The sequence below is a fragment of the Halomonas sp. GD1P12 genome (assembly GCF_025725645.1).
GTDB lineage: Bacteria > Pseudomonadota > Gammaproteobacteria > Pseudomonadales > Halomonadaceae > Vreelandella.
The window spans coordinates 2,455,782-2,482,661 of the sequence record NZ_CP107007.1; the positions used below are offsets into that span (position 1 = coordinate 2,455,782).

At 61.2% G+C, this 26,880-nt stretch carries 25 protein-coding genes and 3 tRNA genes; 9 read left to right on the top strand and 19 right to left on the bottom strand.

Going from position 1 to position 26,880, the window contains the following annotated elements:
* Positions 1 to 5: 5 nt before the first annotated feature.
* Positions 6 to 1,088, bottom strand: coding sequence for a ferrochelatase (hemH, locus tag OCT39_RS11265; RefSeq protein WP_263584564.1), 1,083 nt, complete (start codon positions 1,086 to 1,088; stop codon positions 6 to 8).
* A 103-nt stretch (positions 1,089 to 1,191) separates the two neighbouring features.
* On the opposite strand from hemH, the gene OCT39_RS11270 reads away from it, so the two are divergent.
* Both OCT39_RS11270 and OCT39_RS11275 read left to right on the top strand, forming a co-directional pair.
* The gene (locus OCT39_RS11270) at positions 1,192 to 2,763 is read left to right on the top strand and encodes a cryptochrome/photolyase family protein (RefSeq protein ID WP_263584565.1); all 1,572 of its coding nucleotides are present in this window, start codon (positions 1,192 to 1,194) and stop codon (positions 2,761 to 2,763) included.
* 1 nt (position 2,764) lies between these two features.
* Entirely contained in the window at positions 2,765 to 3,172 is a 408-nt protein-coding gene (locus OCT39_RS11275; protein WP_263584566.1) for a thiol-disulfide oxidoreductase DCC family protein, read from the top strand.
* 15 nt (positions 3,173 to 3,187) lie between these two features.
* Here OCT39_RS11275 and OCT39_RS11280 read toward each other — a convergent pair whose 3' ends face one another.
* From OCT39_RS11280 to rnr, 9 genes are all read right to left on the bottom strand, one after another.
* The gene (locus tag OCT39_RS11280) at positions 3,188 to 3,490 is read right to left on the bottom strand and encodes a DUF6482 family protein (protein WP_263584567.1); all 303 of its coding nucleotides are present in this window, start codon (positions 3,488 to 3,490) and stop codon (positions 3,188 to 3,190) included.
* A 180-nt stretch (positions 3,491 to 3,670) separates the two neighbouring features.
* Positions 3,671 to 3,967 carry a hypothetical protein gene (locus OCT39_RS11285; RefSeq protein ID WP_252107667.1) on the bottom strand — a complete coding sequence of 99 codons (297 nt, stop codon included), beginning with the start codon at positions 3,965 to 3,967 and terminating at the stop codon, positions 3,671 to 3,673.
* 153 nt (positions 3,968 to 4,120) lie between these two features.
* Positions 4,121 to 5,506, bottom strand: a complete 1,386-nt coding sequence (gene dnaB, locus OCT39_RS11290; RefSeq protein ID WP_263584568.1) for a replicative DNA helicase — start codon at positions 5,504 to 5,506, stop codon at positions 4,121 to 4,123.
* Positions 5,507 to 5,816: 310 nt separating this feature from the next.
* Positions 5,817 to 6,263, bottom strand: a complete 447-nt coding sequence (gene rplI / locus OCT39_RS11295) for a 50S ribosomal protein L9 (RefSeq protein ID WP_263584569.1) — start codon at positions 6,261 to 6,263, stop codon at positions 5,817 to 5,819.
* A 15-nt stretch (positions 6,264 to 6,278) separates the two neighbouring features.
* Complete coding sequence (locus tag OCT39_RS11300) at positions 6,279 to 7,130, bottom strand: hypothetical protein (RefSeq protein WP_263584570.1); 852 nt, start codon at positions 7,128 to 7,130, stop codon at positions 6,279 to 6,281.
* A 12-nt stretch (positions 7,131 to 7,142) separates the two neighbouring features.
* Positions 7,143 to 7,370, bottom strand: a complete 228-nt coding sequence (rpsR, locus tag OCT39_RS11305; RefSeq protein WP_009097135.1) for a 30S ribosomal protein S18 — start codon at positions 7,368 to 7,370, stop codon at positions 7,143 to 7,145.
* Positions 7,371 to 7,404: 34 nt separating this feature from the next.
* A complete protein-coding gene (gene rpsF, locus OCT39_RS11310) occupies positions 7,405 to 7,812 on the bottom strand; it encodes a 30S ribosomal protein S6 (RefSeq protein ID WP_263584571.1) in 408 nt (135 codons plus the stop codon).
* 229 nt (positions 7,813 to 8,041) lie between these two features.
* Positions 8,042 to 8,854 carry a 23S rRNA (guanosine(2251)-2'-O)-methyltransferase RlmB gene (rlmB, locus tag OCT39_RS11315; RefSeq protein ID WP_263584572.1) on the bottom strand — a complete coding sequence of 271 codons (813 nt, stop codon included), beginning with the start codon at positions 8,852 to 8,854 and terminating at the stop codon, positions 8,042 to 8,044.
* A 2-nt stretch (positions 8,855 to 8,856) separates the two neighbouring features.
* A complete protein-coding gene (rnr, locus tag OCT39_RS11320) occupies positions 8,857 to 11,367 on the bottom strand; it encodes a ribonuclease R (RefSeq protein ID WP_263584573.1) in 2,511 nt (836 codons plus the stop codon).
* A 257-nt stretch (positions 11,368 to 11,624) separates the two neighbouring features.
* Here rnr and OCT39_RS11325 point away from each other — a divergent pair.
* The 3 genes from OCT39_RS11325 to OCT39_RS11335 all read left to right on the top strand — a co-directional run bounded on the left by OCT39_RS11325 (position 11,625) and on the right by OCT39_RS11335 (position 11,969).
* Positions 11,625 to 11,711, top strand: a tRNA-Leu gene (locus OCT39_RS11325).
* Positions 11,712 to 11,773: 62 nt separating this feature from the next.
* Positions 11,774 to 11,860 (top strand) — tRNA-Leu (locus OCT39_RS11330).
* A gap of 22 nt (positions 11,861 to 11,882) precedes the next feature.
* Positions 11,883 to 11,969 (top strand) — tRNA-Leu (locus tag OCT39_RS11335).
* 166 nt (positions 11,970 to 12,135) lie between these two features.
* Here the strand turns inward: OCT39_RS11335 and OCT39_RS11340 are convergent.
* Both OCT39_RS11340 and OCT39_RS11345 read right to left on the bottom strand, forming a co-directional pair.
* A complete protein-coding gene (locus tag OCT39_RS11340; RefSeq protein ID WP_263584574.1) occupies positions 12,136 to 12,999 on the bottom strand; it encodes a DNA/RNA non-specific endonuclease in 864 nt (287 codons plus the stop codon).
* Positions 13,000 to 13,099: 100 nt separating this feature from the next.
* A complete protein-coding gene (locus tag OCT39_RS11345) occupies positions 13,100 to 13,375 on the bottom strand; it encodes an Lrp/AsnC family transcriptional regulator (RefSeq protein WP_252107234.1) in 276 nt (91 codons plus the stop codon).
* A gap of 273 nt (positions 13,376 to 13,648) precedes the next feature.
* Between OCT39_RS11345 and OCT39_RS11350 the strand changes: the two genes are divergently transcribed.
* Entirely contained in the window at positions 13,649 to 13,963 is a 315-nt protein-coding gene (locus tag OCT39_RS11350; protein ID WP_252107233.1) for a high-potential iron-sulfur protein, read from the top strand.
* Positions 13,964 to 13,988: 25 nt separating this feature from the next.
* On the opposite strand, the gene OCT39_RS11355 is transcribed toward OCT39_RS11350, so the two are convergent.
* The 3 genes from OCT39_RS11355 to OCT39_RS11365 are packed head-to-tail and all read right to left on the bottom strand — an operon-like array spanning position 13,989 to position 18,860.
* A complete protein-coding gene (locus tag OCT39_RS11355; RefSeq protein WP_263584575.1) occupies positions 13,989 to 15,569 on the bottom strand; it encodes a SpoVR family protein in 1,581 nt (526 codons plus the stop codon).
* A gap of 28 nt (positions 15,570 to 15,597) precedes the next feature.
* On the bottom strand, positions 15,598 to 16,887 hold the full coding sequence (locus OCT39_RS11360) for a YeaH/YhbH family protein (protein ID WP_263584576.1): 1,290 nt from the start codon (positions 16,885 to 16,887) through the stop codon (positions 15,598 to 15,600).
* A gap of 50 nt (positions 16,888 to 16,937) precedes the next feature.
* On the bottom strand, positions 16,938 to 18,860 hold the full coding sequence (locus OCT39_RS11365) for a PrkA family serine protein kinase (RefSeq protein WP_263584577.1): 1,923 nt from the start codon (positions 18,858 to 18,860) through the stop codon (positions 16,938 to 16,940).
* Positions 18,861 to 19,217: 357 nt separating this feature from the next.
* On the opposite strand from OCT39_RS11365, the gene OCT39_RS11370 reads away from it, so the two are divergent.
* Positions 19,218 to 19,736, top strand: a complete 519-nt coding sequence (locus OCT39_RS11370) for an invasion associated locus B family protein (RefSeq protein WP_263584578.1) — start codon at positions 19,218 to 19,220, stop codon at positions 19,734 to 19,736.
* 52 nt (positions 19,737 to 19,788) lie between these two features.
* On the opposite strand, the gene OCT39_RS11375 is transcribed toward OCT39_RS11370, so the two are convergent.
* Both OCT39_RS11375 and OCT39_RS11380 read right to left on the bottom strand, forming a co-directional pair.
* Positions 19,789 to 20,838 carry a threonine aldolase family protein gene (locus tag OCT39_RS11375; protein ID WP_263584579.1) on the bottom strand — a complete coding sequence of 350 codons (1,050 nt, stop codon included), beginning with the start codon at positions 20,836 to 20,838 and terminating at the stop codon, positions 19,789 to 19,791.
* 166 nt (positions 20,839 to 21,004) lie between these two features.
* Positions 21,005 to 23,026 (bottom strand): NADPH-dependent 2,4-dienoyl-CoA reductase, encoded by a 2,022-nt coding sequence (locus OCT39_RS11380; RefSeq protein ID WP_263584580.1) that lies wholly within the window; start codon positions 23,024 to 23,026, stop codon positions 21,005 to 21,007.
* A gap of 236 nt (positions 23,027 to 23,262) precedes the next feature.
* On the opposite strand from OCT39_RS11380, the gene OCT39_RS11385 reads away from it, so the two are divergent.
* Positions 23,263 to 24,177 (top strand): DMT family transporter, encoded by a 915-nt coding sequence (locus tag OCT39_RS11385; RefSeq protein ID WP_263584581.1) that lies wholly within the window; start codon positions 23,263 to 23,265, stop codon positions 24,175 to 24,177.
* Positions 24,178 to 24,230: 53 nt separating this feature from the next.
* Positions 24,231 to 25,799, top strand: a complete 1,569-nt coding sequence (locus OCT39_RS11390; RefSeq protein ID WP_252107225.1) for a bifunctional GNAT family N-acetyltransferase/carbon-nitrogen hydrolase family protein — start codon at positions 24,231 to 24,233, stop codon at positions 25,797 to 25,799.
* Positions 25,800 to 25,886: 87 nt separating this feature from the next.
* Here the strand turns inward: OCT39_RS11390 and OCT39_RS11395 are convergent, their stop codons facing one another.
* Positions 25,887 to 26,189 carry an MGMT family protein gene (locus OCT39_RS11395; protein ID WP_263584582.1) on the bottom strand — a complete coding sequence of 101 codons (303 nt, stop codon included), beginning with the start codon at positions 26,187 to 26,189 and terminating at the stop codon, positions 25,887 to 25,889.
* Positions 26,190 to 26,216: 27 nt separating this feature from the next.
* Positions 26,217 to 26,825 carry an FMN-dependent NADH-azoreductase gene (locus tag OCT39_RS11400; RefSeq protein WP_263584583.1) on the bottom strand — a complete coding sequence of 203 codons (609 nt, stop codon included), beginning with the start codon at positions 26,823 to 26,825 and terminating at the stop codon, positions 26,217 to 26,219.
* Positions 26,826 to 26,880 lie beyond the last annotated feature (55 nt).

Consider the following 26,880-nt stretch of genomic DNA (forward strand, 5'->3'; position numbering starts at 1 on the left):
TTTCGTTACTCACGCGTTGAAAGCCAGCCACCCAGCTCGTTTTTGATAATCTCGACCAGCGCCTCCATGTGATCCTCGCGGTCGTTCAAACACGGGATATAGCTAAAGGTTTCACCACCGGCGTGGAGGAAGCTTTCGCGAATCTCCTCCTGAATCTCCTCCAGCGTTTCGACGCAGTCTGCCGAGAACGCCGGCGACATCACGGCGATATGGGTGTGTCCCTGCCGGGCGAGTTCTGCCACGTGGTCGACGGTCGCAGGCCCGACCCACTTCTCCGGACCGAACTGGGATTGAAAGGCGGTATCGATATCGCTTGCATCGAACCCCAGGGTCTCGCGCAGAAGCCGCGTGGTTTTCTGGCAGTGGCAGTGATAGGGGTCGCCTTCGAGCAGATAGCGCTCGGGCACACCGTGATAGCTTGCGACCAGCTTGCTGGGGCGCGTTTCGAACCCGGCGTAAGCCTCCTCGACGGAGTTGGCCAGCGCCCTCAAGTAGCTCGGGTGGTCGAAATAGGCCGGCACGGTGCGAATCGCCGGCTGCCACTTCATCTTCATCAGGCTGCGAAACGCCTGGTCGTTGGCGGTCGCCGTGGTGGGCGAGCCGTACTGCGGGTAGAGCGGAAAAAAGACGATCCGCTCGCAGCCCTTTTGCTGCATCCGCTCGAGCACGCTGGACGTGGAGGGGTTACCGTAGCGCATGCAGTAATCCACTTCCACGTCATCGCCGAACAGCGCTTTCAAGCGGTCAGTGACTTTCTCGGTCTGGGCGCGGGTGATGGTGCGAAGCGGGCTTTCGTCACGCTCGGTGTTCCAGATGCTTTTATACGCCTTGCCCGACGAGAACGGCCGTTTGGTCAGGATGATGGTTTGTAAAAGCGGCTGCCACTTCCAGTCAGCGTAGTCCACGACCCGCTTGTCCGAGAGAAACTCATTGAGATAGCGCCGCATGGACCAGTAGTCGGTATTGTCCGGCGTCCCCAGGTTGGCCAGCACTACGCCGACCCGCTTACGGGCCACCGGCGGGTGCGAGGCCGGCGCGTGGGTCAAGCGTCCTTCGCCGGGTGCATCTTTCGAAACGGTGTCGCTCATGGCCATCTCCTGCAGATTGAGTCGCCAAAGCTTATCACTTTTCAGCAAAGTCGCGGCATGAAGTTATACTATGAACACTATTCGTATAACTATGGATCAATTTATGTCCAAGCCGATGCTGCTGGTCTTTGGCGACCAGCTGTCGCTATCGCTTCCGCTATTGCAAAACGCCCCGGAAAACGCCGTCGTGGCGCTTTGCGAGGTCAAGGAAGAAGCGCGCTACGTCCCCCATCATATTCATAAGATCGGCCTGTTTCTGGCGGCGATGCGCCACTTCGCCAAAGCGCTCGAGGAGAAAGGCTTTCAAGTCGCCTACAGCCATCTCGACGATGAGCAGAATACCCACTCGCTGCTCGAGGAAGCCGAGCGGCTCGCGCGCGCTCACGGCTGCGACGAGATCCACGCCACGCGCCCCGGCGAGTGGCGTCTATGGGAGGCGATGCAGGATCGCCAGAGCGCTAAAATCCCATGGCTTCTCGGTGAGGACACGCGCTTTTTCACCACGCCGGACGAATTCGCCGAGTGGATCCGCGGGCGCAAGCAGCCGCGCATGGAGTACTTCTACCGCGAGCAGCGAAAACTCACCGGGCTTTTGATGAAAGACGGCGAGCCCGCCGGGGGCCAGTGGAATTTCGATCACGACAACCGTGAGCCGTTGAAGGGGCAGAAAAGCTTTCCCACCCTGCCCCATCACCGCCAGGATGAGATCACCCAGGCGGCGCTTGCCGACGCCGAGCGTCACTTCGGTGATCACATGGGCAGCATCGATAACTTCAACCTGCCGGTCACGCGCCGCCAGGCACTGGCGGATCTCAAACACTTCATCGACGAGGCGCTGCCGGATTTCGGCCGCTATCAGGACGCGATCAGCGACAGCGACCCGCTGCTCTACCACTCACGGCTCTCTGCGGCCATGAACATCGGCCTGCTCTCGCCTCTGGAAGTGTGCGAGGCTGCTGAAAAAAGCTACCTCGAGGGCGAGGCGCCAATCAACGCCGTGGAAGGGTTCATCCGCCAGATACTGGGCTGGCGAGAGTACGTGCGCGGGCTCTACTGGACGCAGATGCCAGGCTACAAGCGCGAGAACCGGCTCAACTTTCGCCGCGAGCTGCCGGATTTCTACTGGGATGCGCAAACGGATATGCGCTGCATGAACCGCGCCATTCAAATGACCATCGACAACGCCTATGCCCACCACATTCAGCGGCTAATGGTGACGGGCAACTTCGCGCTTCTGTGCGGGGTCAAACCGGAGGCGCTGTGTGACTGGTACCTGGCGGTTTACGCCGATGCCAGCGAATGGGTGGAGCTTCCCAATACGCTTGGTATGGTGTTGCACGCCGACGGCGGCCTGATGGGCTCCAAACCCTACTGCGCGTCGGGCAAGTATATTGACCGCATGTCGGATCACTGCGCCAACTGCCGCTACTCGCCCAAACAGGTGACCGGCACCCACGCCTGCCCGTTCAACAGCCTCTACTGGCACTTTCTCGAGCAGAACGAGAAACGCCTGAGCCAGAACCCGCGCATGAAGCTGATTTACGGCTCTCTCAATAAAATGGGCGACGACAAGCGCGATGCGATTCGCCAGCAGGCCGAAAGCTTTCTGCGCAAGCTCTCGACCCGCCAGGGCTACGGCCAGAAACATCACACTCAAGGATACAAGAGCCATTAACGTGAACAGCCAACGCTTTGAAAGCCTCGACGCCCGCGCCCCGGTGACGCTCTACTACGACGGCCACTGCCCGTTTTGCTTGAAGGAGGTGGCCTGGCTTGAAAAGCACCCGCGCCGAGCGCGTATCGAACTGGTGGACATTCAGGCCAGCACGTTCGACGCCGTCGCCCTGGGGCGCCCTTTCGAGGATCTGATGGGGAAACTGCACGTCAGGGATCAAAACGGGAAGTGGTACATCGGCATGGAAGCGAGCCGGGCCCTGTATGCGGTGCTGGGCTACCGGCGCATGGTGTGGGTTTCCTGCTTACCGGGCCTGCGCGGGGTGATGAATGCAGGCTACCGTTTGTTTGCCCGCTACCGTGTACGGCTGGGGCGGTGGGTTGAAAGACGTAAGACGCGCTCGCGGTGAAAGACCAGCGCCGCGTTAGAAAACGAGCGGCATGCGCGAGGTCAAGGGTTCGCTGTAGTGCGCGTCGCGGCCGATCATCTCGTCGTGGGGCACGTGCTGGACCAGATACGCCCGGTGGATGTCGGCCCGCTTGAGTTCGAGATAGACGTCGTCGAGCGAGCGAAACAGCATCGGCTTGCCCCGTTGGGTCAGCATATGGCGGCTGCCCTCGACATCCTCGAGCTCGACCTGATAAAAACGGCTGCCCGAGTGGGTAATCACCCGTATTTCGAAATTGCTGGAGCCTTCGACAAAGGTTTTCAGTTCGTTCAAATCCATGAATCTCTCCTGTTATTAGTGGTCATGGGGCACAGCCTGACGCTTCCCCATGACATTTTTATTACCCTATCAGGATAACAGTAGCGCAAATCGTGACGCTTCACTAAGGCGCTCGAGCGCTAACGTAACAAAAGAGTGTTTTATCAGGAACCTGGCTTGCTGAAGAGCCCCAGGGCCTGCTTACTGATACTGGGAGGGGTCGATCGCCTTGCCCAGAGAGTTGCGGTCGATCCAGTTGCCGCCCTTGGTCTCCTTGTAGCGAAACACCACCTTGTCGCCGATTTCCACGGGCAGCTCGCCGTCTTCGGTTTGATAGCTAAAGGCCTCGCCGTTGACCACCAGGTGGTAGCGGTAAAGATCCGGCATGCCCAGCCACTCCTTGAACGGCCCTTCGCGCTCGAGCGATTCGAGTTCACCCCGGCCTTCGAGCTTGGGAAGACGCTTCTTGTTGCCTCGCTTAAAACCACCACCAGCCATGCGCTGCTCCTGTCGATTGAACGTTTGATCGAACGTGGCCACACCGGGATCAATGGATGCCCTGGGTCGTGCTGGCCACGCCGACGTCACTTTACAAAGTCGGTTTTCACTTTAAAGGGGCGGCATTATACGGGCTGCGCCCCGCGGCTCAAGTCATTCGCCAAAGGCCTGGCCGTAGCTGTCCGGGGCCAGATCCTCGAAGCGGGTATATTTGCCGATGAACGCCATGTGGACCGTACCGATCGGACCGTTACGCTGCTTGCCGATGATCAGCTCGGCGAGCCCCTGATTATCAGGGTTGTCCGGATTGTAGACCTCGTCGCGGTAGACGAAGGCGATGACGTCGGCGTCCTGCTCGATGGCGCCGGACTCACGCAGATCCGACATCACCGGGCGCTTGTTGGGGCGCTGCTCCAGCGAGCGGTTGAGCTGGGAAAGCGCGACCACCGGGCAGCCGAACTCTTTTGCCAATCCCTTGAGCGAGCGCGAGATTTCGGAGATCTCGCCGGTGCGGTTTTCCGAAAAGCCGGGGATCTGCATCAGCTGAAGGTAATCGATCATGATCAGCGCCATGTTGCCGTGTTCGCGCACGACGCGACGAATCCGCGAGCGCATCTCGTTGGGCGAAAGCGCGGCAGTGTCATCGATGAAAAGCTGCTTGTCCTTTAGAAGATTCACCGCCGAGGTCAGCCGCGGCCAGTCTTCGTCCTCGAGCTGCCCCGAGCGCACGCGGGTCTGATCGATGCGCCCAAGCGACGACAGCATCCTGAGCATCAGCGACTCCGCGGGCATCTCCATGGAGAACACCATCACCGGCTTGTCGCTCGAGATCACCGCGTGCTCGACCAGGTTCATGGCGAAGGTGGTCTTGCCCATCGACGGGCGCCCGGCGATGATCACAAGGTCCGAAGGCTGCCAGCCCGAGGTCATCTCGTCGAGATCACGAAACCCGGATGAGAGCCCGGTCATCTCGCCTTTCATGTTGAAGAGCTCGTCGATACGGTCGACGGCCTTGGTCAAAAGCTCGCTCATGCCGATCGGACCGCCGGTCTTGGGGCGCTCCTCGGCAATCTGAAATACCAGCCGCTCGGCTTCGTTCAACAGCTCGTCGGCGGGCCGGCCCTGGGGCGAGAAAGCGCCATCGGCGATCTGGTTGGCCGCGCGAATCAGCTTTCTGAGCGTCGCCCGCTCGCGCACGATATCGGCGTAGGCGCGAATATTGCTCGCTGACGGCGTGTTGCGCGCAAGCTCGGCCAGAAACCCGAGCCCGCCAACGCTATCGAGCTGGTCGCGCGCTTCCAGCGCCTCGGAGAGCGTCACCACGTCCAGTGGCTGGCCAGACTCGGCCAGATGAATCATGACGTTGAACACCAGCCGGTGCTCGTAGCGGTAGAAGTCATCCGCAGCCAGGCGCTCGGCGACGTTGTCCCAGGCCTGATTGTCGAGCATCAGCCCGCCAAGCACCGACTGCTCGGCCTCGAGCGAGTGCGGCGGAAGCTTCAGCGCCGCCGTTTCCTGATCCGCTGGGGACTCATCCATCCCGGGCTCCTTTCAATAGCGTCTTACGCGGGCAATCGTACTACGCGTGCAATCGTACTACGCGGAGCCACTGATACGTGGCCCCATGTGACTCATGAGCCCGCCTGAGCGCTTACGCCCGGCGGTGCTGAAAACGATTTTGCAAGGCAAGGCCTTGCAAAATCGACTCCCTTGCGTGCCTTAAGCGGCACAAACACGAGGCTCAATACGAGTCAAAAACACGAATCAAAAACGTTATTCAAAAACAAAGGGCGCGGGATAACCCGCGCCCTTTTCGGCGTCACCGGAGGTGGCAAAGCATCCGTCGGGATTACTCTGCAACCACCACTACGCGTACGGTTGCATCCACTTCGGCATGCAGGTGCAGGGCAATGTCGTATTCGCCGGTTTGACGAATCGGGCCCTCGGGCATGCGAACTTCGCTCTTGGCCACTTCGATGCCGGCAGAGGAGATCGCATCGGCCAGATCGCGCGGACCGATCGAGCCAAACAGCTTGCCTTCGTCGCCCGCTTTGGAGACCAGCGACAGTTCGATGTCGTTGAGCTGCTCGGCGCGCGCTTCGGCTTCTGATTTACGCTCGGCGGCTTGAGCTTCGAGCTCGGCACGCTGCGCTTCGAACGCTTCAACGTTCTCTTTGGTCGCCGGTACGGCCAGGCCGTACGGTACCAGGTAGTTACGACCGTAACCGGGCTTCACAGTGACCTTGTCACCCAGGCCGCCCAGCTTACCAATCTTGTCGAGCAGAATGACTTCCATCTCGTAAACCTCTAGTCAATTGCTGCGGGTAAGGCGTGCGCGAACGTTCGCGAAAGTATCAATCAGCCCCAACAGCAGCACAATGAGAATCGTGGGCAAGGTTGTGATCAGCAGCACATAAAATACCGCCAGCCACAGCCCGTTCATCCCCTTTAGTCCAATAAATCCGTGCACTAACGCAATGCCAGCCACCAACAGCGGCACCCAGCCAACGATCAAAAGCGCCTCGCCGCCCAGCAAAAGCCCCACCACGCCAAGAATCGCCAACAGCGCGAACTCTTTAGGGCTCAAGCGCAGCGCGTGAAACTCTTCACGAAAGCCGCCCGGGTTATAGAGCCCGGCCTGCCAGCTGCGCCCCAGGGCCAGACAGGCGATCGATGCCAGCAGCACGATCAGACCGGTGACCCCACCGACGACCAATGCGGCCAGCGCCTCGGTGTCGTAGCCCTGGCGGGCGAACTCGGTGAGCATGTTGTCCACCTCTACCGAGCTCTGCCTGAGCTGCTCGAGCATCAGCTCCGACCCACCGGGCAGGCTGAAAATCCCGAGCTGGATCATGAAGGCCGACGCCAGCGTGCCGACGATCAGCGCTTCGCTCCAACGCATCCGCTCGCGCAGAATGACGGCCATGAGCGTGACCAGCAACACACTTGCCAGCGGAATCACGTCGCCCTGCACCCACCAAAAACCGGCGGGGATGGCGGCGGCGAGAATCACCGGCAGCGCCGGGGCGAACCCGCGACGCAGTGTCACTAAGGCGGCAATGGCGGCTCCCAACCAAAAAAGCCAAGGCACGAGCGTTGCAAGCGACGCCACGCCAACGGCGTAGGGCGTTTTTTGCATCAGCCATCGTGCTAGTGCCAGCATCACGTCAAGTGCTTACTGGTGGCTATCGGAATAGGGCAGTAGTGCCAGGTAGCGCGAACGCTTGATCGCGGTCGCCAGCTGGCGCTGGTAGCGTGCTTTAGTACCGGTGATACGGCTTGGAACGATCTTGCCGGTTTCGGTGATGTAAGCCTTCAGCGTGTCCAGATCCTTGTAGTCGATCTGCTTGACGCCTTCAGCGGTGAAGCGGCAAAACTTACGGCGACGGAAAAAACGTGCCATGGAGTAGCTCCTTTAATACGTGCGGTGAATAAACTTAGGCAGTTTCTTCGGTTTCTGCTTCGGAGTCGGCATCGACGTCAGAATCGTTGCGCGGCTTGTCTTCGCGACGCGGACGCTTCTCTTCTGCCGGCTTCATCATCGGCGAGGCTTCGGTGACCGCTTCCTTGCAGCGGACCACGAGGCTACGGATGATGGCATCGTTGAAACGGAAGATGTTTTCGATCTCTTCCAGAGTTTCACCGGTGCACTCGACGTTCATCAGCACGTAGTGAGCCTTGTGGATCTTGTTGATCGGGTAAGCCAGGTGACGACGGCCCCAATCTTCAAGGCGATGCACGGTGCCCGAATTTTCGGTCACGATGCTGGTGTAGCGCTCGACCATAGCCGGCACTTGCTCGCTCTGATCCGGGTGGACCATAAACACGATTTCATAATGACGCATGGAATCTCCTTGCGGTTTGACAGCTTCCGGTGCGCGCCGCTCGGGCTTGGCAGGGAAGCAAGGAGTTAACTGAATGCCTTTCGCCAACGCGCTTCTAATATCGTGGGGGCCACGATGAAGCGCCGATTAGTCGCCTGGGCATCAAGCAGAACTTTCATTGGTGTGAGGGAAAAACCCTCAAGGCGCCCGCAACGAATAAACGGGCGAGCGCATTTTAGAAGCGTTGAGGTCAACTTGCAAGCTGGCGCTGGCGAACCGCCTCGAACAGACAAATCCCTGCGGCGACCGAGACGTTCAGGCTGGACACCTGGCCGGCCATGGGCAGTTTCGCCAGATGATCGCAGCCTTCGCGAGTCAGCCTTCGCATGCCCTTGCCTTCGGCGCCCATGACCAGCGCCGTGGGGCCCTTGAAGTCGAGCTCATAAAGCGAAGCGTCGGCCTCCCCGGCGGTGCCGGTGATCCAGACGTTGAACTCCTTGAGCTTTTCAAGCGTGCGGGAAAGATTGGTGACCTGATAGACCGGCACGACCTCCGCCGCGCCGCAGGCAACCTTGCGTACCGTGGCGTTCAGCGGTGCGGCGTTGTCTTTCGCCACGATCACGCCGTGGGCGCCAGCGGCATCGGCGCTACGCAGGCACGCGCCGAAGTTGTGCACGTCAGTCACGCCATCGAGCACGAGCAGAAGCGGTGGCGCGGCCTGATTCCAGGCGCGCAGCTTGAGCCAGAGCGACTCCTCCCCTTCCGCCGTCAGCGGCGCGCAAAACGCCACCACGCCCTGATGAGCGGCGCCGGCAGTGAGCTGGTCGAGAAGCTCTCGCGGCTGCTCCTTGAGCCGAGCGCCCTGGGTACGGGCGCGCTCGATCAAAAGGTTCAAGCGCTTACCCGCGCCCTGCTGAATCCAAAGCTCGCGAGGCGCCTCGCCCCGCTCCAGCAGACTTTCGAGGGCGTGAACACCGTACACCTGGTCGAGGCCTTCCGGCACTGGCACCGGCGGCGCGCTGCGCTGGCCGCCGCGCGTACCGCGCCTAGACGATGACTTCATCCTTATCCCTTATTTAGCGGTGGTTTTTTAGGGGCGCGGCGACTGCGCTGCGGGCCGCTTTTCGTGGCCGTGGTCTCGCCCACCGGCTCAGGCTTGGCATCGGCGTTACTCGAAGAGGCTTGCGAGCGCTCACCGCCTTTAGGCTCGGCCTTTGCTTCCGCGGTCTTACCTTCTGATGCCTTGCCACCGCCGCGTTTGGACGGCGAGCGGCGCGGCTTCTCGGACGCATCACCGCCACCGGGGCGTTTGCGCGGCTGGCGGCGCGGACGCGGCTTTTCGTCGCCGAGCTCGAAGTCGATCTTGCGATCGTCCATGTCGACTCGTGCCACCTGTACCGTCAGGCCATCGCCCAAGCGGTAGGTGGTGCCGGTACGCTCGCCCTTCAAGCGATGCTTCTCGGCCTCGTAATGGTAGTAGTCCGAGGGTAGCGAGGTCACATGCACGAGGCCTTCGACGAAGAAGGTGTCCAGGCGCACGAACAGACCGAACTGCGTGACCGAGGCGATGGTGCCCTCAAACGTTTCGCCGAGCTTATCGGACATGAACTCGCACTTGAGCCAGCTTTCGACGTCGCGGGTCGCTTCGTCGGCGCGGCGCTCGGTCATCGAGCAGTGCTCGCCAAGCTCGACCATCTGCTCGAAGGTGTAGGGGCACCACTTACTCGGCGGCTCGACCGGCGCACCCTCGACGCGCACCACGGTATTGGTCTGGCGCGGCCCGCGAATCACCGAGCGAATCGCGCGATGCACGAGCAAATCCGGATAGCGGCGAATCGGCGAGGTGAAGTGGGCATAGGCCTGGTAGGCCAAGCCGAAGTGACCTTCGTTTTGCGGCGAATAGACCGCCTGGTTCATCGAGCGCAGCATGACCGTTTGGATGATGTCCGCATCCGGGCGGTCGCTGATCGCTTCCCTGAGCGCCTGATAGTCCTGGGGCGTGGGCTCGTCGCCGCCGCCAACGGACAGACCCAGCTCGCTCAAAAACAGACGTAGCTTGTCCAGACGCTCCGGCGTCGGGCGCTCGTGGATGCGGTAAAGCGCCGGCAGGTCGTGTTTGTCCAGAAAGCGTGCGGTCGCCACGTTCGCCGCCAGCATGCACTCTTCGATCATCTTGTGCGCATCGTTGCGACTTCTAGGCACGATCTCCTGGATCTTGCGCTCTTCGTTGAACACGATCGCGGTTTCGGTCGTATCGAAGTCGATCGCCCCGCGCTCCTCACGCGCCTCGCGCAGAAGCTTGTAAAGCGCGTGCAGGTCCTCGATCGGCTTGACGAGCTCCTTGTGCTCTTCGCGAAGCTTTTGTCCCTGCTCACTTTCCGGCTCCAGCATCGCGGCGACCTTGTTGTAGGTCAGTCGCGCGTGGGAGTTCATCACCGCCTCGTAGAACGAGTAACGGCTAATCGCACCGGTTTTGGAGATATTCATCTCGCAGACCATTACGAGGCGGTCGACGTGCGGGTTCAGCGAGCAGAGCCCGTTGGAGAGAAGCTCCGGCAGCATGGGGACGACCTGGCCGGGGAAATAGACCGAGTTGCCGCGGGTGCGCGCCTCGTCGTCGAGCGCAGTGCCCGGACGCACGTAGTGGGACACGTCGGCGATCGCAACGATCAGCTTCCAGCTGCCGGACTTGGTCTTCCAGGCATACACCGCGTCGTCGAAATCCTTGGCGGACTCATCGTCGATGGTGACCAGCGGCATGTCGCGCAGATCCACCCGGTGATTCTTGTCCTCTTCCAGTACTTCGGCGGAAATACCGCTGGTCTGGTCGAGCACTTCCGGCGGAAACTCGGCGGGAATCTCGTAGCTGCGAATGGCGATGTCGATTTCCATGCCCGGGTCCATGCGCTCGCCCAGCACCTCGATCACCTCGCCCATCGGCTGCACGCGGGTCGCAGGTTGCTGAGTGATGCGGGCCGAGATCACCTGGCCATCCTTCGCACCTTCGTTGGCGGTATGCGGAATCAACACTTCCTGGGTGATACGCGGGTTTTCCGGGATCAGAATGCCGAACTCCGGCGTATTGCTGCGATAAACGCCCACCAGGGTTTGGGTGTTGCGCCCGATCACCTCGGCGATGGTGCCCTCGTCGCGCCCGCGCCGGTCGCGCCCGCTGACGCGCACCAGCACGTGATCGCCGTGGAAGACGCGGCGCATCTGTCGCGCGGGCAGCACGATATCCGGCTTTTTGCCGTCGTCGCGCAGCAAGAAGCCGAAGCCGTCGCGGTGGCCCTGCACCTTGCCCTTGATCAAATCGAGCTTGTCGATCAGCGCGTAGGCGCCGCGGCGGTCGCGCAGCACCTGGCCGTCGCGCTCCATGGCCGCCATGCGCCGGCGCACGGCTTCGAGATGATCCTCGTCCTCGATGCCCAGCATCCGGCTCATGTTTTCGTGAGTGATTGGCTTACCGTAGCTTTCGAGCGCGGCCAGCAGATACTCACGGCTGGGCGCGGGGTTGTCGTATTTGTGCGCCTCACGCTCAGCGTGCGGGTCATCACTTAACGTCCAGTACTTCATGCGTTCGTCGTCCCTGATGGCGTGTGCGAAAGGCAGGAAAAAAAGGCCGTGCGAAAGCACGCCTTCGATAAGGAGGCAGGCGCTTTGACTAGGCAAAACGCGCCAAAAATAGTCATGGTGTCTTTGGTCATCGGTGCAGTATAGCGCCGCCGCTTCAATCACCCAACCGTCCGCGCCCGCATTCGATCGATTTTTGATTCAAAAATGCGCCTGAACACTTGCATTTAGGTTTGGGCCTGGTATCATACGCGCCACTTGCCCAGATGGCGGAATTGGTAGACGCGCTAGCTTCAGGTGCTAGTGTCCGTATGGACGTGGAGGTTCAAGTCCTCTTCTGGGCACCAATCGACATCGTGTTATCCCCTTTTCACGATATTGAGCGGTGTAAAACAAGCGGTTCGTATTCGCCCGGGTGGCGGAATTGGTAGACGCGCTAGCTTCAGGTGCTAGTGACTGTATGGTCGTGGAGGTTCAAGTCCTCTCCCGGGCACCAATCGAATACGAGCATATGATGCGCCCAGGTGGCGGAATTGGTAGACGCGCTAGCTTCAGGTGCTAGTGTCCGTATGGACGTGGAGGTTCAAGTCCTCTCCTGGGCACCATCAAGGTGTCGTCCGCATCATGCACTGGCCTTCCCGCTTTTTTGATTCCCCGTATACTTTTTAAAAACTCTCTTCAACTCGCCTGGTCGGTCGCGCTTTTCAAGCCGTATTCGAACCGACGCCGTGTTCTGACGCCCATCGATTCCCACTATTACCTGTCATCCCCCTACTGAAACCGCCCCGGACGTTTCGAAACATCCTCGAGCGCCCAGCCCTGGGTGTTGACCTCGCCTTCCAGTACCGATTCCACCGCTGGCGACAGCCGCGGGAAGAAATTAAGCCCGGTGCGCGCCTCTATTTCGTCGATGGTGACCAGGTAGTCCGCGAGCGGCTCGTTGCCGCGCACGTCCTGGGGCATGATGAAGGCCAGCGCCAGCGGCGCGTCGGCGTGGGGGGCGACGATGATCTTGTAAAACGCCTCCGGCACCTCGACCAGACCCACACGGTTCATGACGTTGTCTGTAAAGCGCTCGGGAAAGATAGGGCCGGTAATCACTTGCAGGACGTCAAAGCGCGGGGCGAAGTGATCCATCACCGACTCCTCGAGCCGCTGCCAGAGCTGGCGGTTCAGGTTGGGCTTCTGAGGGCTCATGTTGCTCATCAGGAAGGTATCGAGCTGGGCGCTTTTGCCGTGAACCGCGGCGATCGCGTAGTTGGGTGCCATGTGGCCGCGGTCATAGCCGCTGCCGGAGTAGCTGTCGGTGCCGATTGGCCAAAGCGTTCGCCAGTCCGGGCGAAAGCCTGGCCGCGAGCCAATGCGGGTATCGTCGGCGACCGCGGCGACCTGGTAGCTGACCCAGAGCGGGTTGACGCGTACGTCCGACCAGCCAACGACGAAGCCATCGTTTCGCAGCACGCGATGAAAGTTGGTGAAGCCAAGCTCGTCCCAGGTCGGCGCGCCCATCCAGACGACGTTTTGCAGCGCGTGGCGCTCCTGATACTCCCAAAGCCCGCCTCCCACCACCACGAACAGCAGCGCAATGCCAAAGCGCCGCCCCTGACGACGCCAGCGCACAAGCGATTTACCCAACGACTCTCTCCCCACGTTCCCTTGTAGCCGCTGCCCGCGCGACGCTGATGGTTCTTTAATTATTCAGTTCTGTCGTTATCCAGTTGTCTACGCGGTGCGGTTACCAGCCCAGCGAAAACATGGTTTCCAGATCGTGGCGCGAGTGCACCTGCATGGCGTTCAGCGTTTCGGTGTCGCTGATGCCTTCCACCGCGTTCAAGCGCTCGGTGACGAGCTCGGCAAGGCTTTCGAAATCCCGAGTGCGAGCGATGGCGACCAGATCGTAGCGCCCACAGGTCGAGTACACCTCACTGATACCCTCGACCTCCGCCAACCGCTCGGCCACGCCTTTTACCTGGCCCTTTTCGGTATTAATCAAAATGACAGCGTTTTGCATGGCGCCCTCGTAGGTCAACGTAATGAAAGTCTGCGTCTTCAAGTCTGCGAGTATACCAGCCCCACTCGGCGGGCCAAACGCCGCGATTGACGCGGTCTATTGCCGCGCAGCCCAAAACCCATTAGAGGCGCCTGTCCTCATGGGTTAAGATGCCTGGTCGGTGAATGTTTTATCATGAGGCGATACTTAGAGCGCTCGAGCGCCTCGCCCGCTACCTACTCGTGACAGCTCGCCCGGATGACGGGCGCTTCGTTTGCAAGATCAGGAGATACCATGGCCGATCAAAGCCGCCGCACGTTCATGCGCAACAGTGTTCTGGGCCTGGCTGCCCTACCGCTGGGCGCCGGCGTTTTATCGAAAACCGCGTTCGCTCAGTCGCTGCCCCGGCTCGACCCGAGCGCCCCCGCCGCCCAGGCACTCAACTACGTGGAAGAGGCGCAAAGCGCCAGCGACCACCCCGCCTTTAGCGAAGGCGAGCTCTGCTCCAACTGCATGTTCTTCACCGAGTCCAACGAAGGCTGCCAGCTTTTCCCGGAAAACAGCGTCGCCCCGAACGGCTGGTGCCAGTCCTGGACTTCGAAGGGGTAAGGCCAGGCCCTACCCCCTTCAAGCGTTACGACGCGCCTTCAGCACTGCCCTCCTCTACCGGCCAGCGATAGCGGTGCGTGACACGCCCCTCGTCCATCGATACCAGATGCACCGGGAAGCCCCACAGCTTTTGCAGGTGGCGCATGACCGGATAGACGCTGCGCTCCAACGGCCGACGACTCTCCTGCACGTGGTGCAGCGTTAGCGACCGGTCGCCGCGAATGGCCGCCTCGAACACCTGGATGTTGGGTTCGCGAAGCGATAGCGCGTACTGGGCGGAGAGCGCGTTGCGCACCCGGCGGTAGCCTTGCTCGTTGTGGATCGCGCCCACGGCCAGGGTATCGCTCTGATCGTCGTCCACCATCACGAACAGCTTGAGATCGCGAATCACCTTCGGCGAAAGAAACTGTTGGATGAACGACTCGTCCTTGAAGTTGCGCATGGCGAACTCGAGTGTCTCCCGCCAGGGCGAGCCCGCGATATCCGGAAACCAGGCGCGGTCCTCGTCCGTCGGCGCAATACAGATGCGCTCGATGTCGCGAAAGATCGCAAAGCCCAGCGCGTAGGGGTTGATACCGCTGTAGTAGGGGCTGTCAAAATCCGGCTGATTGATGACCGCCGCGTGGGATTGCAAGAACTCGAGCATCAGCCCTTCATCCACGTGGCCATCGTCATAGAGCCGGTTCATCAGCGTGTAGTGCCAGAAACAGGCCCACCCCTCGTTCATCACTTGAGTCTGGCGCTGAGGGTAGAAGTACTGGGCGAGCTTGCGCACGATACGCACGATTTCGCGCTGCCAGGGCGCGAGCAGCGGCGCGTTTTTCTCGATGAAGTAGAGCAGGTTCTCCTGAGACTCCGACGGGTAGCGCCCGCCTTCGTGCAGGCCCAGCGGGTCGTCCTCGTCATGAAGCCCGCCCGGTAGCGCCTCGCTCTTCTCGAAAGGTTTTGGGATGGTGCGCCAGAGCATGTTGACCTGGGTTTGCAGGTAGGCCTCACGCTCCTGCTGACGGGCGGCCTCCTGGGCGGCGGAGATTTTCGAGGGGCGTTTGTAGCGGTCCACGCCGTAGTTTTGCAGCGCATGGCAGGCGTCGAGCAGCTGCTCGACGGCGTGGGTACCGTGGCGTTCCTCGCACCGGGCAATGTATTTTCGCGCAAACACCAGGTAATCGACGATGGAGTCGGCCTCGGTCCAGGTACGAAACAGGTAGTTACCCTTGAAAAAGGAGTTATGGCCGTAGCAGGCGTGGGCCATGACCAGCACCTGCATCATCAGCGTATTCTCCTCCATCAGGTACGCGATGCAGGGATCGGAGTTGATGACAAGCTCATAAGCCAGCCCCATCTGGCCGCGCTTGTAGGCCTGCTGTACGGCGAGAAACTGCTTGCCGAACGACCAGTGGTGATAGCCTACCGGCATCCCGACGCTGGCGTAGGCATCCATCATCTGTTCGGTGGTGATCACTTCGATCTGATTGGGGTAGGTATCGAGCCGGTACTCGTCGGCGAGCACCGCCAACACCTCGTCGAAGCGCTCGAGTATGGCGAAATTCCAATCAGAGCCCGTGGCAATGGGGCCCTGAGCGGTAGCATCGGAAGAGACTCGCATCGCGTACTCCTCGAAAAACAGGATCGGGTCAGGGCGACGTGGTCAGCCGGCGTTTAAACAGTTCACGAAACACCGGGTAGATATCGCCGGCTTCGAAAATCTGGCGCATCGCGAAACGCTCGGAAAACCGTTTGGCCACGGTTTCATACTCGTGCCAGAGCGACTGGTGCTCGTGCGGGGTAATCTCCACGTAGGCGAAGTATTGAAGATTCGGCATCAGCTCCTTGATCAAGAGATCGCGGCAGATCGAGGAGTCGTCGTCCCAGTTGTCGCCGTCAGAGGCCTGGGCGACGTAGAGATTCCATTGACTCGCCGGGTAGCGCTTCTCGACGATACCGTGAACGAGTTTCAACGCGCTCGAAACGATCGTACCGCCGGTTTCCCTGGAGTAAAAGAACTCCTCCTCACTGACCTCGCGGGCGGCGGTGTGGTGGCGCACGAAAACGAGCTCCACTTTCTCGTAGTGCTTCTCCAAAAACAGGTACAACAGCAAAAAAAAGCGCTTGGCGATATCCTTGTGGTTCTGGGTCATCGAGCCGGAGACGTCCATGACACAGAAAATCACCGCCTGACTCGAGGGCTGGGGCTCCGGGGCGAGCTGATGATAGCGAAGATCCACGGTATCGATGAACGGCACCGACTCGATGCGCTTTTCGAGACGCTTGATTTCCGCCTCGAGCTCAGCGATGCGCGCCGGGTTTCGCAAAATCGAATCCTTGCCGAGCTCCTCGGCCAGCGCCAGCTGCGCCTCCATCAGCGCGCGCTTGATCGGCGCGCGCATGGCAATGCGCCGGGCGTAAGCCTCACGCATCGAGCGGGTAACGCTCATGCGCGACGGCACGCCGTCACGGGCAAGCCCGGCGCGCACCATTTTAATTTCCTCCATGGTCTTGAGCGGTTTGCGCTGCAGGTGCGGAAGCTCCAGCCCGTCGAACACGAACTCCAGAAACTCCTCGCGGCTCAGGGTAAAGGCGAACTCATCGTCGCCCTGGCCCTGATTGCTCGCCTTGCCTTCACCCGCCCCACCGCCTCCACCGCCGCCGGGCGGACGGCGGATTCGGTCGCCTTCGAGAAACTCCTTGTTGCCGGGCGAGACGATGCTTCGCTTCCCGCCCGGGCCGTGCTGAAAAACCGGCTCGGAAATATCGCGAGTCGGAATGGACACGCTCTCGCCGCGCTGCATGTCGGTGATCGAGCGGCGGTTGACCGCCTCCTCCACCGAGCGCTTGATGTGGTGGCGATAACGCTCGAGAAAACGCTGCCGATTGACCGCGCTTTTGTGCTTCGCGTTGGGCCGGCGATCAATGAAGTAGGTCATGCGACCTCCTTGAACAAGGGCGACTGAAACCCGAGCCAGTAAAACCAGCGCTACTGGGATTTACGTACGCGCAGGTACCACTCCGACAGCAGGCGCACCTGTTTCTCGGTATAGCCGCGTTCGACCATGCGCTCGACGAAGTCCTCGTGCTTTTTCTGATCCGATTTCGACGCCTTGGCGTTGAAGGAGATCACCGGCAAAAGCTCCTCGGTGTTGGCGAACATCTTGTGCTCGATCACGCCTCGAAGCTTTTCGTAGGACTGCCAGCTCGGGTTCATGCCGTTGTTCTGGGCGCGCGCGCGCAGCACGAAGTTGACCACCTCGTGGCGAAAATCCTTTGGGTTGGAGATACCCGCAGGCTTCTCGATCTTTTCGAGCTCCTCGTTGAGCGACTGGCGATTCAAGAGCTCGCCGGTTTCCGGGTCGCGGTACTCCTGGTCCTGAATCCAGAAGTCGGCGTAAGTCACGTAGCGGTCGAAAATGTTCTGGCCGTATTCGCTGTAGGACTCCAGATAAGCGGTCTGGATCTCCTTGCCGATGAACTCGACGTAGCGCGGCGCCAGAAACTCCTTGATGAACCCGATATAGCGCTCGAACACCTCGGCGGGAAGCTGTTCGCGCTCCAGCGCCTGCTCCAGCACGTACAAAAGATGCACCGGGTTGGCGGCGACCTCGGTGCTGTCGAAGTTGAACACTTTCGACAGGATCTTGAAGGCGAAGCGGGTCGAAAGCCCCTGCATGCCCTCGTCCACCCCGGCGGCATCGCGATACTCCTGGATCGACTTCGCCCTTGGGTCGGTATCCTTCAGGTTTTCGCCGTCGTAGACGCGCATCTTGGAGTAGACGCTGGAGTTCTCCGGCACCTTGAGCCGTGAAAGCGTGGTGAACTGCGCCAGCATGCGCAGCGTATCCGGCGCGCAGGGTGCCTGGTTGAGCGAGGACTCCTCGAGAAGTTTTTGATAGATGCTGATCTCTTCGGAAACGCGTAGGCAGTACGGCACCTTGACGATGTAGACGCGGTCGAGAAACGCCTCGTTGTTACGGTTGTTGCGAAATGCCTGCCACTCGGACTCGTTCGAGTGGGCAAGAATCACGCCATCGAAAGGGATCGCGCCCATGCCTTCGGTGGGGTTGTAGTTGCCCTCCTGGGTCGCGGTCAAAAGCGGGTGGAGCACCTTGATCGGCGCCTTGAACATCTCGACGAACTCCATCAGCCCCTGGTTGGCGCGGCAAAGCCCGCCGGAGAAGCTGTAGGCGTCCGGGTCGTCCTGGGAGAAGAGCTCGAGTTTACGAATATCGACCTTGCCCACCAGCGATGAAATGTCCTGGTTGTTCTCGTCGCCCGGTTCGGTCTTGGAGATCGCGATCTGATTGAGTCGCGACGGATACAGGCGCACTACGCGAAATTGCGAGATATCGCCGCCGTTCTCCTTTAACCGTTTGGCCGCCCAGGGCGACATCACGCTTTTTAGATAGCGCCTTGGGATACCGTACTCCTGCTCCAGAAGCTCGCCATCCTCTTCCGGCGAGAAAAGCCCCAGCGGCGACTCCTGCACCGGCGAATCCTTGATCGCGTAAAAGGGAATGCGCTCCATCAAGAGCTTCAAACGCTCGGCAAGCGACGACTTGCCGCCGCCGACCGGGCCCAGCAAATAGAGAATCTGCTTGCGCTCTTCAAGGCCCTGGGCGGCGTGACGGAAGTAGGCCACGATTTGCTCGATGGCATCTTCCATACCGTGAAATTCGGCAAACGCCGGGTAGCGGCGAATCACCTTGTTGGAAAAAATGCGCGAAAGACGCGGGTCCTTGGCGGTATCGATCACCTCGGGCTCGCCGATCGCCTCGAGCATCCGCTCGGCGGCGCTGGCGTAGACCTTCGGGTCGCGTTTACAAAGGGCGAGATACTCCTCGAGGGTCAACTCTTCTTGCTGAATACGGGCGAATCGGTCTTGAACGTGATCAAAGATGCTCATTGAACTCTCCTGTGGCCCAGCCTCAGGTATACCGCTCAACCACCCTGTCAACGCGGTGCACCAAACGAGGTATCGCTCTATTAGCGTAGACAGCATTAATCGAAAAAGAGTGATAAAAACTTCAACGCTAGCGTGAATTTCGGGTTGGAAACAGGATGTTTCGCAAGCCCCTCGAACGCGGTACTGGAACCCAGGGCGCGGCTCATGTTCGAATGGGGAGCACAAACAAAGGATCTGGCGGCAGGCGGCTATTTGAGCGTTGACACGCTTGCTTTCCACCCAGGCTTTTACAACACTGGCTTTCCCAACATCTGCTTTTCCAACACTCACTTTTCCAATACCCGGAGATATGAACGTATGCCGATTCGTCGCGCGCTGATTACCGCTTTACTCCCCCTGATGGCGGTCACCGCCGCTTCAACGGTTCAGGCGCAACAGAGCGCCCCGAACGTCGACACCCAACGCTTTCAGGATTGGGAAGTGCGCTGCCCCGCCGGCAACACCGGCCAGCAAAGCTGCACCATGAACCAGATCGTCAACAATCCGGACAGCAACGAGCCGCTGATGCGCGCCATGGTGGGCTACCCGCCCCAGGCCCAGGGCATGGCGGTCATGGCCTTCGTCATGCCGCTGGGCGTCAACCTGGCGCCGGGCATGCAGCTTCAGGTCGATAGCAACGAGCCGGTGGGCTTTCCCTACCAGTTCTGCCAGGAGCAGGGTTGCCGGGCGGATCTGCCGCTGGAAGCAAGCCTTCTGCAGCAGCTTCGCGGCGGCTCTACCGCGACCGTCAGCGCCATCGCACCGGACGGCCAGCGTCTGGATCTGAATCTGTCGCTCATGGGCTTTACCAGCGCGAGCCAGCAAATCTCGCCCTGATCCCGCCTTGCCTGCACCGCGCGCCGCACTCTCACGTGCGGCGCGCGCGTTTCTAGCGTGAGCCCATTGCCTCACTAACGTCGGCCAGAAGCTGGTCCAGAAGCTCGACGGTGGTATTCCAGGCGCACACAAAGCGCGCCCCGCCGGCGCCGATGAAGGTATAGAACGTCCAGCCGCGGGCTCTTAATGTCTCGACCACGTGGGCGGGAAGCTCGACGAACACGCTGTTGGCCTGGGTGGGAAACATCAACGATACGTCTGGAAGCTGCTGCAAGCCCTCCGAGAGATAGCGCGCCATGGCGTTGGCGTGCTGGGCGTTGGTCAGCCAGGCGCCGCTTTCCAAGAGCCCAAGCCAGGGGGCGGAGACGTAGCGCATCTTGGAGGCGAGCTGGCCGGCCTGCTTGCAGCGATAGGAGAAGTCTTCAGCGAGTTCGCGGTTGAAGAACAAAATCGCCTCGCCGAAGGCCAGCCCGTTTTTGGTGCCGGAAAAGCAGAGCGCGTCCACGCCGACCTGCCAGGTCAGCTCCGCGGGGCTTGCACCCAGGCTTGCACAGGCGTTGGCAAAGCGCGCACCGTCCATGTGCAGGCGAAGATCATACTTGTCCGCTACCGCGCGAATGGCCAACAGCTCCTCGCGCGAATACACCGTACCTACCTCGGTGGCCTGGGTGAGCGAGACGACCTTGGGCTTGGGGTAATGAATATCGGAACGTTTGGTGACCAGCGCCTCGATGCCTTCCGGGGTGAGCTTGCCGTTGGCGCCGGGCGAGGTCAAAAGCTTGGCGCCGTTGGAGAAAAACTCCGGGCCGCCGCACTCGTCGGTTTCGATATGGGCGAGCTCGTGACAGATCACGCTATGGTAGCTGCGCCCCATGGCGGAAAGCGCCAGCGAATTGGCGGCGGTTCCGTTGAACACGAAGAACACGTCGCAGTCGAAATCGAACATTTCGCGAAAGCGGTCCGCCGCGCGCGCGGTCCAGGTGTCGTTGCCGTAGGCCAGATCGTCACTATCGTTGGCCTTCATCAGGTACTGCATCGCTTCCGGGCAGATACCCGAGGTGTTGTCGCTGGCGAGAAACCGGGGGGTGCACTCCGAGGGCATGGCGGTTGGGTCCTTATGCTGACGGACGCGGGGCGAGCTGGGTGCCACTCGCCCCGCGCCGGATGCGTTACGAAAGCGCCCGCAGCGGGGGATATGCGCCGCGGGCAAGAGCGTCTCAGTCTAACGCTAATTCGATACAGGCGTCACACGGGCTCTAAACGCCCGCCTAAAGCGTCGCCGCCAGGCGCATGCCTTGGTCGATCGCCCGCTTGGCATCGAGCTCGGAGGCCTCATCGGCGCCGCCGATCACGTACACCTCGCCCCCGGCGCTTTCAAGCGGTGTGACGAGATCGCGCACCGACTCCTGCCCGGCGCAGACCACGATGCTGTCCACTTTCAGCACCTGTTCTTCGCCGTTTTGGCGAATATGCAGCCCTTCATCGTCGATACGCAGATACTCGCAGCCAACGAGAGTTTTCACCCCACGCGCCTTGAGTGCGGCGCGGTGCACCCAGCCGGTAGTCTTGCCAAGGCCCTTGCCGGGCTTCGAGCGTTTACGCTGAAGCATGGTGATACGCCGGACCGGCACCGGCGGGTTGGGTGCCGTGAGCCCGCCGCGCTCGCCGACCGCCAGGTCCACACCCCACTCCTGGCACCAAACGTCTACATCGAGCGCTGGGTGCCCGACGTGGGACAGAAGCTCGGAGACATCGAAGCCGATGCCGCCGGCGCCAATCACCGCCACCTCGGGCCCGACCAGGTCCGGGTGCTCGATCGCATCGGCGTAGCTCAGCACGCTCGAATGATCTGCGCCGGGAAGCTCCAGCGTGCGCGGCGTCACGCCGGTGGCAATCACCACCACGTCGAAATCGGTAAGCGCCTCGGCGGTGGCCTCGACGTTCAGGCGCACCTCCACGGCGTATTTATCCAGCATGACGTGGAAATAGCGCAGCGTTTCATCGAACTCCTCCTTGCCGGGAATCCTGCGCGCGTAGTTGAACTGCCCGCCAAGCTCGCCCCGGCGCTCGAACAGCGTCACCGCGTGGCCACGGCCGGCCGCCGCCACCGCCGTGGCAAGCCCCGCCGGGCCGCCGCCGACCACCGCCACGCGTCGGGAGGTGTCGGCGGGCGCGAGGCTGAACTCTGTTTCGTGGCACGCCCGCGGGTTGACCAGACACGACGTCAGCTTGCCGGCGAAGGTGTGATCCAGACACGCCTGGTTGCAGGCGATGCAGGTATTGATCTCATCGCTCGCGCCCCGGGCGGCCTTTTGCACCCAAGCCGGGTCGGCGAGAAACGGGCGCGCCATCGAGACCATGTCGGCATGGCCCTCGGCCAGCACGCGCTCGGCCACTTCCGGCATGTTGATGCGGTTGGTGGTGATCAGCGGAATCGAAACCGCCGAGCGGATCCGCCGGGTCACCTCGGTGAAGGCGGCGCGCGGCACGCTGGTGACGATGGTGGGTACGCGCGCCTCATGCCAGCCGATGCCGGTGTTGATCACATCGGCCCCGGCCGCCTCGATCGCCTGGCCAAGTGCGACGACCTCCTCCCAGCTGCTGCCCTCTTCGACCAGGTCGATCATGGAAAGCCGGAAGATGAGTAGAAAGCGCTCGCCCACCGCCTCGCGAATGCGCGTTACGATCTCCACCGGAAAGCGGATGCGCGCCTGAAAATCCCCGCCCCACTCGTCATCGCGCTGATTGGTGCGCCGGCAGATGAACTGATTGATCAGATACCCTTCCGAGCCCATCACCTCGACGCCGTCATAGCCCGCTTGTTGCGCGAGCCGTGCGCAGCGCACGTAGTCGTCGATCTGCTGCTCGACCTCGTGGGTCTCCAGCGCTCTTGGAGCGTGCGGGTTGATCGGCGCCTGCAGCGCCGAGGGCGCGACCAGCGCGGGCGAGTAGGCGTAGCGCCCGGCGTGCAGAATCTGCATGCACAGATGCCCGCCCTCGGCGTGCACGGCCTCTACCACCTGGCGATGCTCAGAAAGCTGCGCCTCGTCGGTCAGAGCACTGGCGCCTTCGAACACCGCACCTTCCGGGTTGGGCGCGATGCCGCCGGTCACGATCAGGCTCACCCCGGCCCTCGCCCGCTCGGCGTAGAACGCCGCCAACCGGGCGAAGCCGCCGCGGATCTCCTCGAGATTGGTGTGCATCGAGCCCATCAGCACGCGGTTGGGTAGCGTCAAGGGGCCAAGCGTTATGGGCGTGAACAGGTGCGGATAGGCGGACGGCTTTGTCATCACGGTCTCTCGGCGTTGCTGGAATCGTTATTGGAATCGTTGCTGACATCGTCGTTGAAATCGTAGCGAGGGATTTTGCTGCGCCTTTCAAGCGATATTCAAACAAGCGTATGACATTGGCCGGCCGCCGTACAGCGCCAGCGCCCGGTGGCGGCGCAAGGGGTTTGGTTTTACACCCCCTTGCCCACACGCTAAAAGCGCGTCACATTAACCGGCTAACGAACAAGGAACCCGCTATGCCGTTGATTTACTTCCTCGCCCCGCTGGCCACGGTGTTGATCTGGTCGGGCAACATGACCATCAACCAGCTCACCGTTGGCACCATCGCGCCGAGCAGCATCGCCTTTTTGCGCTGGTTTCTGGCGCTTTTGGTGATGACGCCGCTGGTGCTACCGGCCACGCTCAAGCACCTGCCGGAAATTCGTCGCCACTGGCCGAAACTGGCAACGCTCGGGCTACTCGGCATGGGGCTTTGGCAGGGCCTTGGCTACGTGGCGGCGGAAACCACCACCGCCACCAACATGGGGATTCTCGCCGCCATGGTGCCGCTTTTGACGGTGCTTTTGAGCGCGCTGATTCTGCGCGAGCCGCCCACGCTTGGCGGGGTGATCGGCGGGCTGTTGGCGTTTGTCGGCGTGAGCATTCTGCTCGGCCAGGGCAACCCGCTGTCGCTTTTGAAGCTCGAGGTCGCCTTTGGCGACGCGCTGATGGTGATCGCCGCGATCTGCTACGCCCTTTACGGGGTGATGCTCAAGCGCTGGCAGATGAACCTGCCCCCCTGGGTGATGCTTTACGCTCAGGTCTGCTTTGCGGTGCTGTTCTTGCTGCCGCCCTATCTTCTGGGGCCGATGACGCCGATCGACGGTCAGAACGTCTGGCTGATTCTCTACGCCGGCATTCCCGCCTCGATCATCACCACCTTTTTATGGATGCGCGCGGTACGCCAGATCGGCGCCAACCAGGCGAGCATCTTCATCAACCTGATGCCGCTTTTCAGCGCGCTGATCGCCATGGCGTTTCTGGGCGAGCGGATTGCAGGCTTTCACCTGTACGGCGGTCTACTGATTCTGGCCGGGGTGATCATGGCGCAGACGCTCACTCGCCCGCTGGTGGGTATGGCCGGCAAAAAGGCCCGCAGCGCGCAGCAGTGATACACTAGTCACACTCTTTTCCACGTCTTTATCAACGGTGGGTACCCACGACTATGTCCCTTGAAGAGCTGCATCTCAATCTTCGCAACCTGACGAGCGACGACTACGACCAGCTGAAAACGCTGATGGACGCGGTTTATCACGATATCGGCGGCGCCTGGCCCAAGCACACCATCGACAAGCTGATCCAGGCCTTCCCCGACGGTCAGATCGCCATCGAGGACGACGGCGTGCTGGTGGGCGTGGCGCTTACCGTTCAGGTAGATTACGACGAATTCTCCAACCCCCACCGCTACGACGATTTGATCGGCCATCGCGAAGTCATCCTCAACGATGAGGAAGGTGACGCGATGTACGGCCTCGACGTGCTGATTCATCCGGATTATCGCGGCTACCGGCTGGGCCGGCGCCTTTACGAGGCGCGCAAGGAGCTCTGCCGCTCGCACAACCTGCGCGCGATTCTCGCCGGCGGGCGCATTCCGGAGTATCACCAGTACGCCGACGAGCTGACGCCGGCTCAGTACATCGACAAGGTCTCGCGCAAGGAGATCTACGACCCGATCCTGTCGTTCCAGCTGGCCAACGACTTTCAGGTCAAGCGGCTTTTGCGTAAGTACCTGCCGGAGGACGCCCAGTCCCGCGGCTACGCGACGCTCTTGGAGTGGAACAACATTCTGTTCGAGCCCGCCGACAGCGTGCTCGATACCCGCCCCACCCAGGTACGCGTCGGCGCGGTGCAGTGGCAGATGCGTGAGTTCTCCTCGGTGGAAGCCGCCCTTCAGCAGATCGAGTACTTCGTCGATGCGCTGTCGGATTACCAGAGCGACTTTGCCGTCTTCCCGGAGCTTTTCAACGCGCCGCTGATGGGCCTACAGGACCGCGCCGCCCAGCAGGATCAGATGGCCGCGGTGCGTTTTCTGGCCGGCTTCACCGAGCGCTTCAAAAGCGAGCTTTCCCGCATGGCGGTGTCTTACAACATCAATATCGTTGGCGGGTCGATGATCGAGGCGGGCGCGGACGACCGTCTCTATAACGTCGCCTACCTTTTCCACCGCGACGGTGAGATCGAAAAGCAGGCGAAGCTGCACATCACCCCGCAAGAGCGCCGCGACTGGGTGATCGAAGGCGGCGATGACCTGCAGGTGTTCGACACCGACGCCGGGCGCGTGGGCATTCTGATCTGCTACGACGTCGAGTTCCCGGAGCTTGGCCGGCTGCTCGCCGATCAGGACATGGACATTCTGTTCGTGCCGTTCTGGACCGATACCAAGAACGGCTACCTGCGCGTGCGTCACTGCGGCCAGGCCCGAGCGATCGAGAACGAATGCTACGTGGTGCTGTGCGGGAGTGTGGGCAACCTGCCATCGATCGAGAATCTCGACATCCAGTACGCCCAGTCAGCGGTGTTCACGCCCTCGGACTTCGCCTTTCCTCACGATGCAGTGCTGGCGGAAACCACGCCCAACACCGAGATGATCTTCTTCTCGGATCTGGATTTGACGCGGCTCACGGTGGTGCGCGCCGAAGGCTCGGTGACCAACCTCAAGGACCGCCGCAAGGATCTGTTCGACCTGCGCTGGCGCGACTGGTCCTGGAAGTCCGGCGCCAATCTGGACGACTGAGGATTGGTCAATAGCGATTCGTGAATGGTGAATGAAAAACGCCGCCCGGTTGGGCGGCGTTTTTTATGGTGCGCTCAAGAGGTGCGATCAAGGATTGTCCGGCCATACCAGATGACGCGGCACCCGCCCCTTTTCATCGAAGGCAACCCCTTCGGCGCGCAGCTTTTCATGCTGGCGGGCCGCACCGCCGTGATCGGCCAAGGCAAGGCTTGCCGAGATCACCCGGTGCCAGGGCAGCTCGTGACCCTCGGGAAGATGGCGCATGGCGGAGCCGACCGAGCGCGCCGTGGCGCCTTCGGTCATTTTCGCAATACGCCCGTAGGTGGTCACTCGCCCTTCGGGAATCTGGGCCACGATGGTGTAGATCTGCTCAAGAAGCGCTGCACGCATGGACCACCCCGTCGTCGGTAAATCGTTTTAAAGCGCGGCCACCTGCTGGTCGATGGCCTGACACGCTTCCTTGAGCGCGCTTTCGCGCCGGTCGTCACCCATGTTGAGCCCTTCGGCGTAGATCGCGTTCACATCCGTGATACCCATCAGCCCCAGCATGCTTTTCAGGTGCGGGGTCTGGCTGTCCATCTCGGTGCCGGCGTACATACCACCGCGGGCGGCCAGAATGATCGCGCGCTTGCCTTCGATGAGCCCTTGAGGGCCGTTTTCCGTGTAGCGGAAGGTTTCGCCGGCGCGCAGTACGCGGTCGAACCACGCCTTGAGCTGGCTTGGCACCCCCAGATTGTACATCGGCACCGCCAGCACGATCACATCGCTTTCACGAAGCTCGAAAAGCATTTTGTCGGAGATGGCCGCCAAGCGCATCTGCTCGTCGCTGCGCTCATTCACCGGGGTCTGCCAGGCACCGAGCTCGTCGAGCGCCAGGTGCGGCAGCGGGTACTTCACCACGTCGCGTACGCTTACCTCGACGCCTTCGCGCGCCTCGGCCTGGTTCTTGAAGTGCTCGGCCAGCGCATTGGACTGGCCATGTTCGCCCAGAATGGAGGAGGTAACGAGTAAAACGCGGGTGCTCATGACAAAGCTCTCTTGTGCGGATGATGAATCGCGCCATTTTAAATCGAATTTCTGC

Coding starts and splice junctions, on each gene's coding strand:
- hemH (WP_263584564.1), bottom strand. CDS start 1,088: ATGAGCGACACCGTTTCGAAAGATGCACCCGGCGAAGGACGCTTGACC.
- OCT39_RS11270 (WP_263584565.1), top strand. CDS start 1,192: ATGTCCAAGCCGATGCTGCTGGTCTTTGGCGACCAGCTGTCGCTATCG.
- OCT39_RS11280 (WP_263584567.1), bottom strand. CDS start 3,490: ATGGATTTGAACGAACTGAAAACCTTTGTCGAAGGCTCCAGCAATTTC.
- OCT39_RS11285 (WP_252107667.1), bottom strand. CDS start 3,967: ATGGCTGGTGGTGGTTTTAAGCGAGGCAACAAGAAGCGTCTTCCCAAG.
- dnaB (WP_263584568.1), bottom strand. CDS start 5,506: ATGGATGAGTCCCCAGCGGATCAGGAAACGGCGGCGCTGAAGCTTCCG.
- rplI (WP_263584569.1), bottom strand. CDS start 6,263: ATGGAAGTCATTCTGCTCGACAAGATTGGTAAGCTGGGCGGCCTGGGT.
- OCT39_RS11300 (WP_263584570.1), bottom strand. CDS start 7,130: ATGCTGGCACTAGCACGATGGCTGATGCAAAAAACGCCCTACGCCGTT.
- rpsR (WP_009097135.1), bottom strand. CDS start 7,370: ATGGCACGTTTTTTCCGTCGCCGTAAGTTTTGCCGCTTCACCGCTGAA.
- rpsF (WP_263584571.1), bottom strand. CDS start 7,812: ATGCGTCATTATGAAATCGTGTTTATGGTCCACCCGGATCAGAGCGAG.
- rlmB (WP_263584572.1), bottom strand. CDS start 8,854: ATGAAGTCATCGTCTAGGCGCGGTACGCGCGGCGGCCAGCGCAGCGCG.
- rnr (WP_263584573.1), bottom strand. CDS start 11,367: ATGAAGTACTGGACGTTAAGTGATGACCCGCACGCTGAGCGTGAGGCG.
- OCT39_RS11345 (WP_252107234.1), bottom strand. CDS start 13,375: ATGCAAAACGCTGTCATTTTGATTAATACCGAAAAGGGCCAGGTAAAA.
- OCT39_RS11350 (WP_252107233.1), top strand. CDS start 13,649: ATGGCCGATCAAAGCCGCCGCACGTTCATGCGCAACAGTGTTCTGGGC.
- OCT39_RS11355 (WP_263584575.1), bottom strand. CDS start 15,569: ATGCGAGTCTCTTCCGATGCTACCGCTCAGGGCCCCATTGCCACGGGC.
- OCT39_RS11360 (WP_263584576.1), bottom strand. CDS start 16,887: ATGACCTACTTCATTGATCGCCGGCCCAACGCGAAGCACAAAAGCGCG.
- OCT39_RS11365 (WP_263584577.1), bottom strand. CDS start 18,860: ATGAGCATCTTTGATCACGTTCAAGACCGATTCGCCCGTATTCAGCAA.
- OCT39_RS11370 (WP_263584578.1), top strand. CDS start 19,218: ATGCCGATTCGTCGCGCGCTGATTACCGCTTTACTCCCCCTGATGGCG.
- OCT39_RS11375 (WP_263584579.1), bottom strand. CDS start 20,838: ATGCCCTCGGAGTGCACCCCCCGGTTTCTCGCCAGCGACAACACCTCG.
- OCT39_RS11380 (WP_263584580.1), bottom strand. CDS start 23,026: ATGACAAAGCCGTCCGCCTATCCGCACCTGTTCACGCCCATAACGCTT.
- OCT39_RS11385 (WP_263584581.1), top strand. CDS start 23,263: ATGCCGTTGATTTACTTCCTCGCCCCGCTGGCCACGGTGTTGATCTGG.
- OCT39_RS11390 (WP_252107225.1), top strand. CDS start 24,231: ATGTCCCTTGAAGAGCTGCATCTCAATCTTCGCAACCTGACGAGCGAC.
- OCT39_RS11395 (WP_263584582.1), bottom strand. CDS start 26,189: ATGCGTGCAGCGCTTCTTGAGCAGATCTACACCATCGTGGCCCAGATT.
- OCT39_RS11400 (WP_263584583.1), bottom strand. CDS start 26,825: ATGAGCACCCGCGTTTTACTCGTTACCTCCTCCATTCTGGGCGAACAT.